This window comes from Curtobacterium sp. MCPF17_047, from assembly GCF_003234045.1.
Taxonomy (GTDB): Bacteria; Actinomycetota; Actinomycetes; order Actinomycetales; family Microbacteriaceae; genus Curtobacterium.
In genome coordinates, this window is the sequence record NZ_QKSF01000007.1 from 15,739 (window position 1) to 29,569 (window position 13,831).

The 13,831-nt window shown below is 71.5% G+C and carries 11 protein-coding genes; 10 read left to right on the plus strand and 1 reads right to left on the minus strand.

The genetic code is table 11. The features are described 5' to 3' along the window. The first annotated feature begins 23 nt into the window (after positions 1–23). From DEJ33_RS08555 to mfd, 7 genes are all read left to right on the plus strand, one after another. Positions 24–1,334, plus strand: coding sequence for a sensor histidine kinase (locus DEJ33_RS08555; RefSeq protein ID WP_111194752.1), 1,311 nt, complete (start codon positions 24–26; stop codon positions 1,332–1,334). Continuing rightward, entirely contained in the window at positions 1,331–1,987 is a 657-nt protein-coding gene (locus DEJ33_RS08560; protein ID WP_111194753.1) for a response regulator transcription factor, read from the plus strand. Before DEJ33_RS08555 ends, DEJ33_RS08560 begins: the two co-directional genes overlap by 4 nt. Positions 1,988–2,015: 28 nt before the next feature. Next, positions 2,016–2,990: a hypothetical protein gene (locus tag DEJ33_RS08565; protein ID WP_111194754.1), complete on the plus strand. Its 975-nt coding sequence runs from the start codon at positions 2,016–2,018 to the stop codon at positions 2,988–2,990. Positions 2,991–3,326: 336 nt separating this feature from the next. Continuing rightward, a complete protein-coding gene (locus DEJ33_RS08570) occupies positions 3,327–3,956 on the plus strand; it encodes a 50S ribosomal protein L25/general stress protein Ctc (RefSeq protein ID WP_111079260.1) in 630 nt (209 codons plus the stop codon). A gap of 44 nt (positions 3,957–4,000) precedes the next feature. Further along, positions 4,001–4,585: an aminoacyl-tRNA hydrolase gene (gene pth / locus DEJ33_RS08575; protein WP_111079284.1), complete on the plus strand. Its 585-nt coding sequence runs from the start codon at positions 4,001–4,003 to the stop codon at positions 4,583–4,585. Next, entirely contained in the window at positions 4,582–4,761 is a 180-nt protein-coding gene (locus tag DEJ33_RS16895; protein WP_111079261.1) for a hypothetical protein, read from the plus strand. Before pth ends, DEJ33_RS16895 begins: the two co-directional genes overlap by 4 nt. A 104-nt stretch (positions 4,762–4,865) precedes the next feature. Then, positions 4,866–8,459: a transcription-repair coupling factor gene (mfd, locus tag DEJ33_RS08580; RefSeq protein WP_111194755.1), complete on the plus strand. Its 3,594-nt coding sequence runs from the start codon at positions 4,866–4,868 to the stop codon at positions 8,457–8,459. 72 nt (positions 8,460–8,531) lie between these two features. Here the strand turns inward: mfd and nhaA are convergent, their stop codons facing one another. Beyond that, positions 8,532–9,710: a Na+/H+ antiporter NhaA gene (nhaA, locus tag DEJ33_RS08585; RefSeq protein WP_111194756.1), complete on the minus strand. Its 1,179-nt coding sequence runs from the start codon at positions 9,708–9,710 to the stop codon at positions 8,532–8,534. Positions 9,711–9,837: 127 nt separating this feature from the next. Between nhaA and DEJ33_RS17575 the strand changes: the two genes are divergently transcribed. The 3 genes from DEJ33_RS17575 (at position 9,838) to eno (ending at position 13,519) form a co-directional block, all read left to right on the plus strand. Next, positions 9,838–10,677: a MazG family protein gene (locus tag DEJ33_RS17575; RefSeq protein WP_181432921.1), complete on the plus strand. Its 840-nt coding sequence runs from the start codon at positions 9,838–9,840 to the stop codon at positions 10,675–10,677. A 216-nt stretch (positions 10,678–10,893) separates the two neighbouring features. After that, complete coding sequence (gene hisS / locus DEJ33_RS08595; RefSeq protein ID WP_111194757.1) at positions 10,894–12,138, plus strand: histidine--tRNA ligase; 1,245 nt, start codon at positions 10,894–10,896, stop codon at positions 12,136–12,138. 97 nt (positions 12,139–12,235) lie between these two features. Beyond that, positions 12,236–13,519 carry a phosphopyruvate hydratase gene (eno, locus tag DEJ33_RS08600; protein WP_111076424.1) on the plus strand — a complete coding sequence of 428 codons (1,284 nt, stop codon included), beginning with the start codon at positions 12,236–12,238 and terminating at the stop codon, positions 13,517–13,519. Positions 13,520–13,831 lie beyond the last annotated feature (312 nt).

Consider the following 13,831-nt stretch of genomic DNA (forward strand, 5'->3'; position numbering starts at 1 on the left):
ACCCCCGCCCTACGCTCGGCGGCATGCTCCTCTTCCTCCGCCGGTGGCTCCGGCACCTCGTGGCCCCGGTGGCCGGTGCGGTGTACCTCGCACTGTGGATCGTCGCCGAGGCCGGTCGCGCGGACCTCACCGGGCACGTCCTCGTGGTGTCGGCCTTCGCGGTCACCATCGGCCTCGCGGGTTGGATGCCGTCGACGAGCCTCGGTCTGGTCGTCGTCATCCCCGTCCTGCAGGCGCTCCGGCTGCTCGACCGTCCGACGAGCACGACCTGGCCCGAGTACCTCGCGATCGCGATCGTCGTCGGCATCATCGGTGCGGGGCGCTCCGGTCTGCTCCGCTGGCTCGCGATCCCGGCGCTCGGCCTCGCGAGTTCCGTGGCGGCCTGGGCGATGGTCGTCCCCACCGTCGCCGACCAGGACGTGTGGGCGTCCTGGACGGCTTCGCGCTCTGGGACGCGGTCGGACCTGGCGTTCCTCGCCCTCGCGATCGCCGGCGCGAGCGGCATCGCCTGGGCCGTCGGGGTCGCGATCGGTGCGACCTGGCGCGTCGGTCTCGCGCGAGTCCGCGTCGTCGAGGCGGAGCAGGAGACGGAGGCCGCCAGCGCCGAACTCCGCGCCGAGCAGGATCGTGCCCGCATCGCGCGGGACGTGCACGACTCGTTGGCGCACTCCCTCGCCGTGGTCGTCTCGCAGGCGCAGGGCGCCGCGGCGCTCACGGTCCGAGACGGACCAGCGGCTACGGCGCTGCAGGACATCGCCGAGGTGAGCCGGACCGCCCTCGGGGACGTCCGCGCCCTCGTCGAGCGGATCCAGGGCACCGGCCAGGAGGCCCGACACGGCCTGGCAGACGTCCCGCACCTGGTCGAGGACATGCGGGAGCTCGGCATGCGGGCCGTGTTCGAGCAGCACGGAGACCCGCGGCCGATCGGGGCCGAGGCCGGGGGAGCGGTGCACCGGATCATCCAGGAGAGCCTGACGAACGTGCTGAAACACCAGGGCCGGGCGGCGTCCGCGCGGGTGGTGCTGGACTGGCGTGGGCCGGGGCTCGGGGTCGTCGTGACCTCCACCGGCAGCAGTCCACTCGTCGCGCTCGACGGTCCGGGGTCCGGCGTGGCCGGCATGCGGGAGCGCGCACGGCTGGTCGACGGTTGGCTGCGCGCCGGGGTCGGCGACGAGGAGCACGAGTACGTCGTGACCGCGTGGTTGCCGACGCTCGGCGGATCGTCGGTACCGTCCGGGACGGCCGCGACCACGGGCCTCCCGGCGGTCGTCGGAGCCGGAGCGGTCGACGCGACCGGACCCGGCGGGACGAGCGCCACCGGAGCGTCCCGGTGACGGCGATCCGCGTCGCCGTCGTCGACGACCAGCGCCTGTTCGCGTCGGGCGTGCGGATGCTCGTCGACGCCCAGGACGACATGACCTGTGTCGGCACCGCTGCCGACGGCGCCGAGGCGCTCGCACTCTGCGCGGCCGAGCGGCCCGACGTGCTGCTCCTCGACCTCCGGATGCCGGTGCTCAACGGCATCGAGACGATGGCGCGCCTGGCGGAGCAGGGCGACGACCGGCCGCGCGTGGTGGCGCTCACGACGATCCGCCGCGACGACGCGGTCCTCGCCGCGCTGCGGGCCGGAGCGGCGGCGTTCCTCACGAAGGACGCGCTGCCCGAGGTGGTCACGGCCACGATCCGTGACGTGCACGAGGGACGACCGGCACCCACGGAGACCGAGGCGCTCGACCTCCTCCGGGCCCAGGGCACCCTCGTCGAGTCCGAGCGGCGGGACGAGGTCCTCGACGCGCTCACGGCTCGCGAGCGCGAGGTGTTCCTGCTCGTCGCCAAGGGGCTCAGCAACCAGGAGATCGCCGCGTCCGTCTTCCTCAGCGAGGCCACGGTCAAGACCCACGTCCGCTCGGTGCTCACCAAGCTCGGGCTCCGGAACCGGATCCAGGTCGTCATCACCGCACACGAACGCGGACTCGTCCGCGCCTGAGACACCGCAGTCCGATCCAGGGGGAACCATGCACATCACCACCACGGCCGCGAAGACCGGCACCCTCGTGCTCGTGCTCGCCGGACTCGGCGGAGCCGTCCTGCACGGCCTACCGGAGCCCGTCGACCACGCCGTCCGACCGACGACCACGAAGGACGTCGCCGCGTGGACGATGCCCCTCGACGGGTACGTGCTCGCGTGGGGACCAGCCTCGTACGCCGAGAACCTCGTCGAACAGCCGTGCCTCCGAGCTGCCGGGATCGACGATCCGCCGCCGTGGGCGACGGTCGCGGGCCTCCGCGCCGAGGACGCCGCGCACGAGACCGCTGCACGAGGGAACCCCGCGCCGGCGCTCGCCGAGACCCGACCGTTGACCGCCGACGAGGCCTCCGCGCGGGGGTACCGCGGTCCGTCCCTCGCCGGCGCGAACAACGAGGGCTTCCGGCGGTGGGGCTTCTCCACGGAGCGCAACGCGGCGTTCGACGCACTCCCGGCGGGGACCGCCGCGCGGTGCATCCGGCAGGCGCGGGCGACGCTCGGTACCGACGCCGACGGAGCGGACCAGGGGGCGGCACTGGTGGCGCAGCGGCTCACCTACCTGGCAGCGGTGGCGGCGCGGTCGGACCCGGCGGTCGTCGCCGCAACTGCCGACTGGCGGTCCTGCCTCGCGGACGCCGCCGTCGGTCCGGTGGCCGGGGGTCTTCCGGCCGACCCGTCGGGGTTGCCGACCGCGTCGATGCGCGCCGTCGACTGGGTGACGGACCTGGACGACGAGGACGTCCCGCGTGCCGAGGTCCGGCTCGCGGAGCAGGACGTGGCCTGCCAGGAATCGACCGGCTACCGGCAGGCCCTGTACGACGCGGAGTGGCGGCGGCTGCTCCGGGTGACGGCGTCCGACGCGGCGGTGCTCGCGGCGGGTTCCCGGAATCAGGCGACCGTGGACAGGCGGGTGGAGGAGGCGATCCGGCGGCTCGCTCCGAAGGCTCCGGCCGGCGTCCGCTGACCTCCGCTGCTCACCACGGACGCGTCGGGCCGTCGGCAGCTGCACCTGGGGGGAGCTGCCGCCGGCTCGGGCGCTCCGGACGGGAGGCACACGGACGACCGCTGTCGGGCCTCCCGTCCGGACGCCCTGACGCGGCACGGTGCGACACGCCCGGGCTGGTACTGGTAGGCTTGCGCACGACTTCGGCGAGGGCCGCGTACGCGCGGCCGTGATCGACGCAGTGGGAGACCCGGCCAGACTCTGGGACCGTTCCTCACGCGTGCACGCGTTCGAGTTGCAACACCACAGACCCCCGATGCCGGCACTCCGGCGTCGTCCCCGACACCAGGAGGCATCATGGCTGACTACACCAAGCTCGCGGCGGAAGTCCGCACCAAGTTCGGCAAGGGTGCGGCCCGCAAGCTCCGCGCCGCCGACAAGATCCCCGCCGTCGTCTACGGCCACGGTACCGAGCCGCAGCACATCAGCCTGCCGGGCCACGAGACGATGCTGCTCGTCCGTACCGCCAACGCGGTCGTCGACCTCGACATCGAGGGTGCGGCCCAGCTCGCCCTCGTCAAGGACGTCCAGCGTGACCCGGTGCGTCAGATCATCGAGCACATCGACCTCGTCGTCCTGCGCCGTGGCGAGAAGGTCACCGTCGACGTCCCCGTGGTCATCACCGGTGAGTCCTTCGCCGGCACGATCCACGTGCAGGACCTCAACACCGTGTCGCTGCTCGTCCTCGCGACGGACATCCCCGAGCACGTCACGGTCGACGTCGAGGGCCTCGAGGACGGCAAGCAGATCGTCGCGTCCGAGCTGACCCTCCCCGAGGGCGCCGAGCTCGAGACCGACCCCGAGGCACTCGTCGTGCAGATCGTCACCCCGCGTGGCACCGCTGACGACGAGGCCGCGGACGAGGCCTCCGCTGAGGCGGGCGCCGAAGCCGGTGCCGAGGGCGGCTCCGCCCCGGTCTCCGAGTAACACCCCTTCGCAGGCATCTGGTCGACGCTGATGGCGACGTGCTCATGACGGGCACCACGTTCGTGGTGGTCGGGCTCGGGAACCCCGGGCCCGACTACTCGGGCAACCGCCACAACGTCGGCCAGATGGTCCTCGATGAACTGGCCGCCCGCATGGGCGCCACGTTCAAGAAGCACAAGACCCCGAACCAGGTCGCCGAGGGGCGCCTGGTGCCGGGAGGCCCGAAGCTCGTCCTCGCGAAGCCCGGGTCGTTCATGAACACCTCCGGGGGACCGGTCTCGGCCGTCCTCGGCTTCTACAGCGTCTCGCCCGCGGACCTGATCCTGGTCCACGACGAGCTCGACCTGCCCTTCGACACCGTGCGCCTCAAGGGCAACGGCGGACACGGCGGGCACAACGGCATCCGCGACGTCATCAAGGCGACGAACACGAACGAGTTCGCGCGGGTGCGGGTCGGCATCGGTCGTCCTCCCGGACGCCAGGACCCGGCCGACTACGTGCTGCGCGACTTCTCCGCGGCCGAGAAGAAACTGCTGCCGAACCTGTTGGCCGACGCCGCCGACGCGGTCGAGGCGATCGTGACCGACGGGCTGCTCGCGGCCCAGCAGCGCTTCCACGCCCCGGCATGACCACCGCGGTCGTGCTCGCGACGAGCCCCCTCGCGATGGGCACGATCATCGTCGTCGCGGTCGTGGGCCTCACGCTCGTCGGGACGGCGCGCTTCCTCGGCCGCCGTGCGGCCGTGCAGGCTCGCGAGAGCGAGCCGACGACCCCGCCGGACGACCTGGAGCCCGGCAGCTCCTGACCCCGGACCGGTCGGGAGGCCCGTCCCGACTCCGCCAGGCGCCTCCTGTTCGCCCGTCGCGCACGGGGCCACCGCTGTCGGGGGCCGCCGGTACCATCGTGTGAGTGACGATCTCGGGCCTCATCCCTGCGCTCTCGCGCGCCTCCTCCTTCGATCGTGCGCTCCGTGCCGCTCCTCGCGACGCCGACTTCTCGGTCGTCGACGGGCTCCGCGTGCCGCTGTTCGCCGCGCTCCTGGCCGCTCGCACCGGTCCGCAGTGCGCCTTCGTCATCACCGCCACCGGCCGTGAAGCCGAAGCGGTCCGTGACGCCCTGAGCTGCACGATCCTGGATGCCGACGTGCTCGAGTTCCCGGCGTGGGAGACCCTGCCGCACGAGCGCCTCAGCCCCAGCCCGCAGACCGTCGGCACCCGCATCGCGACGCTCCGCGCACTGCAGCGCTGGCAGGACACGCCGGTCGACGAGCGTCGCACGACCGTCGTCGTCGCCAGTGTCCGGGCCGCGCTGCAGCCGATCGCCGACAACCTCACCGAGCTCGCCCCGGTCGTCCTGCACACCGGGTCGCGGGGCAACGACCTCAGCCGACTCGCGTCGCAGCTCGTCGACCTGGCCTACGCCCGCGTCGACCTCGTCACCCGCCGTGGCGAGTTCGCCGTCCGCGGTGGCATCCTCGACGTCTTCCCGCCGACCGCCGACCACCCGGTGCGCGTCGACTTCTTCGGCGACGAGATCGACGGTGTCAAGGCCTTCTCGGTGGCCGACCAGCGTTCGACGGAGGACGACCTCGGCTCGGTCGAGCTCACCGCCTCCCGCGAACTGCTGCTGAGCGAGGACGTCCGGCAGCGGGCACGCGAGATGCTGCACGAGTTCCCGAACCTGTCGCAGATGCTGGCGAAGGTGTCCGAGGGGATCCCGGTGGAGGGCATGGAGTCCCTCGCACCCGCACTCGTCCGGAAGCTCGTGCCAGTCACGCACTACCTGCCCGACACAGCGACGATCGCGGTGTTCTCGCCCGAGCGGGTCAGCGGTCGTGCGCACAGCCTGGCCGAGACCAACCAGGAGTTCCTGCAGGCAGCCTGGAGCGCCGCGGTCGCCGGGGCGCAGGCACCGATCGACCTCGACGCCGGCAACTTCATGACGGTGCAGCAGCTCAGGAACACCCGCGGGCAGCGCACCTGGTGGACGGTGTCGCCCTTCGACTCCGGGGCCGACGAACCGATCACCGACTCCGACGCCGTCGCCGAGGCGGGGGAGTACATCCGCGTTCCGGGTGAGGCGATCCCGAGCTTCGCGGGCAGCGCCGACGGAGCCGTTGCCCACGTCAAGGAGCTCACTGCCGACCAATGGGCCGTCGTGGTCACCGCGCAGGGGCAGGGGCTCGTCGAGCGTGCCGTGCAGGTGCTGGCCGACGCCGGGGTGGCCGCACGCGCCGGGGCGTTGGACGGGCCTCCCGAACCGGGTGTCGCCATCGTCACGACCGCCAGTGTCGAGCACGGGTTCGCCGTCGCCGACCCGCGCATCGCGCTGCTCAGCGAGGCCGAGTTCTACGGCCGGAGCGTCCAGCAGGGTGCCCGGACCGTCAAGAAGCTCGCGAGCCGTCGCAAGAACGTCGTCGACCCGCTGCAGCTCAAGCCGGGCGACGTCGTCGTGCACGCGACGCACGGCATCGGCAAGTTCGTCGAGCTCGTCAGCCGAGAGGTGAGCTCCGGCGGCCGGAACGCCGTGAAGCAGCAGCGCGAGTACCTGGTGCTCGAGTACGCGCCGTCGAAGCGGAACTACCCGGGCGACAAGCTCTTCGTGCCGACCGACCAGCTGGACCAGCTCTCGCGGTACGTCGGTGGCGAGAACCCGACCCTGTCGAAGATGGGCGGCTCGGACTGGTCTGCCGCGAAGTCGAAGGCGCGCAAGGCCGTCCGCGACATCGCGGTCGACCTCGTGAAGCTGTACTCGGCGCGGATGGCGTCGAAGGGTCACGCGTTCGGCCCGGACACCCCGTGGCAGCGCGAGCTGGAAGAGGCCTTCCCGTTCGCTGAGACCGCCGACCAGCTGACCACGATCGACGAGATCAAACGCGACATGGAGAGCCCCATCCCGATGGACCGGCTGCTCTCCGGCGACGTCGGTTACGGCAAGACCGAGGTCGCGATCCGTGCCGCGTTCAAGGCCGTGCAGGACGGCAAGCAGGTCGCGGTCCTGGTGCCGACGACGCTGCTCGTCCGTCAGCACATGGAGACGTTCCAGGAGCGCTTCGCCGGGTTCCCGGTGAACCTGCGCGCCCTGAGCCGGTTCCAGACCGACAAGGAGACCAAGGAGACGCTCGCGGGGCTGGCCGACGGCACGGTCGACATCGTCATCGGCACGCACCGGATCCTGTCCCAGAACGTGCAGTTCAAGGACGTCGGGCTGGTCATCATCGACGAGGAGCAGCGCTTCGGCGTCGAGCACAAGGACCAGCTCAAGAAGCTCAAGACCAACGTCGACGTCTTGGCGATGTCCGCGACGCCGATCCCGCGCTCGCTCGAGATGGCGGTGACCGGCATCCGCGAGATGTCGACGCTCGCGACGCCGCCGGAGGACCGGCATCCGATCCTCACGTTCGTCGGTCCGCAGTCCGACCTGCAGGTCGCCGCCGCGATCAAGCGCGAGATGCTCCGTGAGGGGCAGGTGTTCTACGTGCACAACCGCGTCAAGGACATCCAGTCCGTCGCCGCGCACCTGGCCGAGATCGTGCCGGACGCGCGGATCGGTGTCGCGCACGGGCAGATGGCGGAGGGCACGCTCGAGCAGGTGATGGTCGACTTCTGGGAGCGCCGCTTCGACGTCCTGGTGTCGACGACGATCATCGAGACCGGTCTGGACATCGCGAACGCGAACACCCTGATCATCGACAAGGCCGACAAGTACGGGCTGTCGCAGCTGCACCAGCTCCGCGGCCGTGTGGGTCGTGGACGCGAGCGCGGCTACGCGTACTTCCTCTACGACGCCGAGAAGCCGCTGTCCGAGACCGCCCAGGACCGCCTCGAGACGATCGCGGCGAACAACGAGCTCGGCGCCGGCATGCAGGTGGCGATGAAGGACCTCGAGATCCGCGGCGCCGGCAACCTGCTCGGCGGCGAGCAGTCCGGCCACATCGCGGGCGTCGGCTTCGACCTGTACCTGCGGATGATCGGCGAGGCGGTGTCGCAGTTCCGCGGCGACGTCGCCGAGGGGCAGACCGAACTCCGGCTCGAGATCCCGGTCGACGCGCACATCCCGGACGACTACGTCGAGTCCGAGCGCCTGCGCCTCGAGGCTTACCAGAAGCTCTCGGCTGCGTCGGCTCCGGCCGCCCAGGCCGAGGCGATCGACATGGTCCTCGACGAGCTCACCGACCGCTACGGCACGCCGCCGCAGGCCGTGCTCACCCTGATCGAGGTCTCCCGTCTCCGCCGGATGGCGCAGCAGGTCGGCCTGTCCGACGTCGTCGTGATGGGCTCGAACCTGCGCGTCGCCGGCAAGGAACTGGCGGACTCCGCGCAGGTGCGTCTGAAGCGGATGTTCCCGGGAGCGCGCTGGTTCCCGCAGCAGGACGCGGCGAGCATCCCGGTGCCGAAGCCGCACGGCGAGACGCTGCCGGACGACGCCCTCATCGGCTGGGTGGAGAGCATCCTCACCGCCGTCTACGGGGCGCCGGCGCGCGAAGAGGCGTCGACCGTCTGACCGTCTGCACCCCTGACGGACGGGAGGCCCGTGGCGGATCCGCCACGGGCCTCCCGTCCGTCATCGGTCCTGCTACTCGGTGGCTTCGGCTTCGGAGAGCTCGCGACGCTGGCGGTAGCGACGGGCGCGGACGGAGACGACGATCGCGGAGGCGACCATCGCGATGCCCGAGCCGACGAGCACGGCGAGGACGCCCTCGTCGACGATCTCCTGGTTCGCGGCGAACGCCAGCTCGTTCATGAGCAGCGACACGGTGAAGCCGATGCCGCCGAGCACTCCGACGGTCATCACCGAGCCGAACGACAGCGTCGACCGGCCGGGGCCGCGGAAGACCCGACCGGCGATCGTGCCGAAGAGCGTGATGCCGATGACCTTGCCGATCGGCAGCGCGAGGACGACACCCCAGAAGGTCGGCGAGAGCTCGGCGATCCCGACGGCGGGGATGACCACCGCCGCGGAGACGAACGCGAACACGGGCAGGACGATCGCGTTCGACCACGGCTCGACCTGCTCGTGCAGCGTGCCACCCGGACGTCGGGGCAAGACGAGCCCCAGCGCCACCCCGGCGATCGTGGCGTGCACGCCGGAGTGGTACACGAGCCACCAGGTGACCAGGCCGATCAGGACCATCGCGACGATGAGGAACGGCTGCGCACGGCTACCGGGGCGCAGACGACGGCCGAGCACCGCGAACAGCACGAGCAGGACCGCGGCACCACCGAGTGCCAGGAAGTCGGTGCCGTGCGCGAAGACGACGGCGATGATGACGATCGCGATGAGGTCGTCGAGGACGGCGAGGGCCAGCAGGAACACCCGGATCGTGGAGGGCAGTCCGCGGCCGAACATCGCCAGGACCCCGAGCGCGAACGCGATGTCCGTCGCGGTCGGGATCGGCCAGCCGTGCGTGTACTGCGTGCCGGACGTGACGAGCAGGTAGACCAGCGCCGGGACGAGCACGCCGCCGACGGCCGCGATCGCGGGGACCACGGCGGTCTTCGGGTTCGCGAGCTCCCCGGCCACCAGCTCGTGCTTGAGTTCGACGGCCACGAGCAGGAAGAAGACCGCGAGCAGACCGTCGCTGACCCAGTGCGCGATCGACAGGTCCAGGCCGATCGCTCCCCACGGGGTGTGCCAGTCGAGGCCGCGCTCCAGCCCGGGGCCGAGCGCGGTGTTCGCGACGACCAGGCCGAGGACGGCGGCGGACAGCAGCGCGATGGCGCTGAAACGAGGGGAACGGACGAAGGAGGGCATGCGTCTCCGGAGGCGATCGGGTACGGGGAACAGATCGTCGACCAGACTTCCCGACACGCCTCGACCATCGTACCGGGTGGACCCTGATGTCCGATCCGTGCGGAGCGGACGGTGGCAGCATGGCGTCATGACTTCCGTTGACGAACTCGTCGCCGTCGTGGACCGCCTGCTCGACCCGGAGCACGGATGCGTCTGGAACCGCGAGCAGACCCACGCGAGCCTCGCCCGGTACGCCGTGGAGGAGACCTACGAGCTGGTCGACGCCATCGACGGCGACGACACCGACGAACTGCGTGAAGAGCTCGGCGACGTGCTCTACCAGGTGGTGTTGCACGCCGGGATCGCCGCGCACGAGGGACGGTTCGACCTGGACGACGTCGCCGACACCGTCCGCGAGAAGATGCAGCGCCGCCACCCGCACGTGTTCGGCGACGAGGAGGCGCACACGGTCGAGGACGTCGTCCGCGTCTGGCGCGCCGCGAAGGCCGCGGAGAAGGCCGGACGCAGCAGCGTGTACGCGGGGGTGCCGCGGGCGATGCCGCCACTCGAGCGTGCCGTGAAGCTCTTCGAACGGCTGGAGGAGCGCGGCGAGCTGCACGCGGCGGTGGCCTCGGTGACGGACGGCAGTGTCGTCGAGCAGGCCGGCAGGTCGGACGCGGGCGACGCGGGTACGACCACGCAGCAGCCGTTCGGCAGCCGCGTGGACGTCGCCTGGGGAGCGGGGATGCTCGCCGAGGTGGCGGTGGTGCACGAGCAGGGCGTCGACCCGGTCGCGAGCCTGCGGGCGGCGGTGGCGCTGCTGGAGACGGCGGCTCGCCAGGCGGAGCAGGCGCTGGCCGGGCAGGAGCCGCAGGCGCAGGCCGGGCAGGAGCCGCAGGCACTGTCCGGGCAGGAACCGCAGGCGCTGGCCGGGCAAGAACCGGAGGCGCAGACGCAGCAGGGCGAGGAGGAGCGGGCGTCCTCCTAACCCGAAAAAGGAGGACGCCCGCGAGCGGGAGAAGACGTCGCCAGGGAGCAACGTCGTCAGGGGATCCCGCTCGAACCGCGTGGGCGATTGCAGCACTTGCCCCCGCTGACGACCGACGAGTGGATCAGGCACCCATCGGCCGAGGTTCTGGATGAAGCATATCAGCGGACACCACTCGGCTGCAACCGGGCTCCGTGCTCTGCGAGAATCGACGGCATGGCGACGACCGTGACGGCCCCCCGGGGCATGCGAGACCACCTCCCCGCGGACAAGTCCCGGCGCGAGCACGTGCTCGGGGTCATCCGGGGCGTGTACGCACGCCACGGGTTCGACGAGATCGAGACGCCCGTGCTCGAGGACGCCGCCCGGCTGCATTCGGGACTGGGTGGCGACAACGAGAAGCTCGCGTTCGCGGTGATGAAGCGTGGCCTGACCACCGACGACCTCCAGCGGGCCGGAGCGCCCCTGGACCTCGCCGACCTCGGCCTCCGGTTCGACCTGACCGTCCCGCTCGCCCGCTTCTACGCGTCGCACCGCGCCGAGCTGCCCGCCGTCTTCCGCGCCGTGCAGATCGCGCCGGTCTGGCGGGCTGAACGGCCGCAGAAGGGCCGGTACCGCCAGTTCGTGCAGTGCGACATCGACATCCTCGGAGAGCCCGGGCAGCTGGCCGAGATCGAGCTGATCCGCGCGACCACGGCGGCACTCGACGCCCTGGGAATCGCCGGTACCTCGATCCGCATCAACGACCGCCGCATCCTGCTCGCGCTCCTCGCCTCGTGGGGGATCACGGAGCAGGCCGCGGCCGACCGGGCCCTCATCACCGTCGACAAGCTCGACAAGATCGGGCCGGACGGCGTCGCGAAGGAGCTGGGCGAGTCGCTGGACCTCGACGGCGCCGGACTCGCGGACACCATCCGCGCGCTCGAGTCCGCCGACTGGGACAGCGTCCGCGGCGCCGCGTGGCTGGACGCCGACGCGTTCGCCGACCTCGAGCGGCTGCGGGCAGCCCTCCCGGGCGTGGACCTGCGCTTCGACCCGACGCTCGTGCGCGGCATGGGCTACTACACGGGCACGATCTTCGAGGTCGCGCACCCGGACTTCGGGTACAGCCTGGGCGGTGGCGGGCGATACGACGGCATGATCGGTCGCTTCCTGGGCCAGGACGTGCCGGCGGTCGGGTTCTCGCTCGGGTTCGAACGGCTCGTCGACCTGGTCACGTTGCCGGACGCCGACGCGGACGACGCCGTCGTGCTCGTGTACGACAAGGACGTCGACCCGGTGCGCCTCGCCGCCCTCAAGACGGAGGCCCTCGGGTCGCACCACCGCGTGCGTCTCGAGAAGCGCACGAAGAACATGAAGAACCTGCTCGCCGGCCTGGTGGAGCAGGGCTTCGGGTCGTTCGCCACGGTGGACGCCGAGACGACGACGCTCGACGGCGTCGCGTTCCGGCCGCTCGCCTGATCGACGCCCACCGGTCATCCACAGGCCGCCGTCGTCCGAGACCGGCGTCGCTAGGATCGACCGTGAACCACAACAACCCAACGACAGGGAGTACCAAGTGGCAGTGATCGATGCCGTAGGCGCACGCGAAGTCCTCGATTCCCGAGGCAACCCGACGGTCGAGGTCGAGGTCCTCCTGGATGACGGCGTCGTCTCGCGTGCGCTCGTCCCCTCCGGTGCCTCCACCGGTGCCTTCGAAGCGTATGAACTGCGTGACGGCGACGACTCGCGCTACGGCGGCAAGGGTGTGCTCAAGGCCGTCGAAGCCGTGCTCGACGAGATCGGCCCGGCGCTCGAGGGCTTCGACGCCACCGACCAGCGCCTCGTCGACGCCGCGCTGATCGAGCTCGACGGCACCGAGAACAAGTCCCGCCTCGGCGCGAACGCGATCCTCGGCGCCTCGCTCGCCGTCGCCCGTGCCGCCGCCGACTCGGTCGACCTGCCGCTGTTCCGCTACCTCGGTGGCCCGAACGCGCACACGCTGCCGGTCCCGCTCATGAACGTCGTCAACGGCGGTGCCCACGCGGACACCAACGTCGACATCCAGGAGTTCTTCCTGGTGCCCTACGGTGCCGAGTCCTTCTCGGAAGCGCTCCGCTGGGGCGTCGAGACCTACCACGCCCTCAAGGGCGAGCTGAAGAAGCAGGGTCTCGCGACCGGCCTCGGTGACGAGGGTGGTTTCGCCCCGGAGCTCGCGTCGAACCGTGCGGCGCTCGACTTCCTGCTCGCCGCGATCGAGAAGGCCGGCTTCACCCCGGGCAAGGACATCGCGCTGGGCCTCGACGTCGCCAGCACCGAGTTCTTCCACGACGGCAAGTACGCGTTCGAGGGCAAGCAGCTCTCCAGCCAGGAGTTCACGCAGTACTTCGTCGACCTGGCGCGTGACTACCCGCTCGCCACGATCGAGGACCCGCTGGCCGAGGACGACTGGGAGGGCTGGACCCACCTGACCGCCGAGCTCGGCTCGAAGCTGCAGATCGTCGGCGACGACCTGTACGTGACGAACCCGAAGCGCCTGCAGCGCGGCATCGACGAGAAGGCCGGCAACTCGATCCTGGTGAAGGTGAACCAGATCGGCACGCTGACCGAGACCCTCGACGCGGTCTCGCTCGCGCAGCGCCACGGCATGACGGCGATCCTGTCCCACCGCTCCGGCGAGACCGAGGACACCACGATCGCGGACATCGCGGTCGCGGTCGACGGCGGCCAGATCAAGACCGGTGCGCCGGCTCGTTCGGACCGTGTCGCGAAGTACAACCAGCTCCTCCGCATCGAGGAAGAGCTCGGCGACGCCGCGGTCTACGCCGGCCGCTCGGCGTTCCCGCGCTCGGCTTCGCTGTAACCAGCACCTCCGGAACGCCGTCCTCCCGCCGGGAGGGCGGCGTTCCGCCGTGTCGGGCCGGTGCGTTCCCGGGAGGCGGGTCGAGCCTCCCGACCGAGACGCCCCCGTCTGCCCGAGACGCCCCCGTCTGCTCGAGACGCCCCCGTCTGCTCGAGACGCCATCGTCTGCTCGAGACGCCGCGAATCCCGGCGGCGTCTCGCGGACTCCGCGGCGTCTCGCGGCCGCCCCGGCGTCTCGGTGCACGGCCGTGCTTCGGCGCGGGAGCCCGGGGAGGCGAGCCGACGGGAGGCGAGCCGACGGGAGGCCCGGGG

What these genes read in the sequence shown, in the direction of transcription:
- DEJ33_RS08555 (WP_111194752.1), top strand. Translation starts at nt 24, where the DNA reads ATGCTCCTCTTCCTCCGCCGGTGGCTCCGGCACCTCGTGGCCCCGGTG.
- pth (WP_111079284.1), top strand. Translation starts at nt 4,001, where the DNA reads ATGACGGGCACCACGTTCGTGGTGGTCGGGCTCGGGAACCCCGGGCCC.
- hisS (WP_111194757.1), top strand. Translation starts at nt 10,894, where the DNA reads ATGGCGACGACCGTGACGGCCCCCCGGGGCATGCGAGACCACCTCCCC.
- DEJ33_RS08565 (WP_111194754.1), top strand. Translation starts at nt 2,016, where the DNA reads ATGCACATCACCACCACGGCCGCGAAGACCGGCACCCTCGTGCTCGTG.
- DEJ33_RS16895 (WP_111079261.1), top strand. Translation starts at nt 4,582, where the DNA reads ATGACCACCGCGGTCGTGCTCGCGACGAGCCCCCTCGCGATGGGCACG.
- DEJ33_RS17575 (WP_181432921.1), top strand. Translation starts at nt 9,838, where the DNA reads ATGACTTCCGTTGACGAACTCGTCGCCGTCGTGGACCGCCTGCTCGAC.
- nhaA (WP_111194756.1), bottom strand. Translation starts at nt 9,710, where the DNA reads ATGCCCTCCTTCGTCCGTTCCCCTCGTTTCAGCGCCATCGCGCTGCTG.
- DEJ33_RS08570 (WP_111079260.1), top strand. Translation starts at nt 3,327, where the DNA reads ATGGCTGACTACACCAAGCTCGCGGCGGAAGTCCGCACCAAGTTCGGC.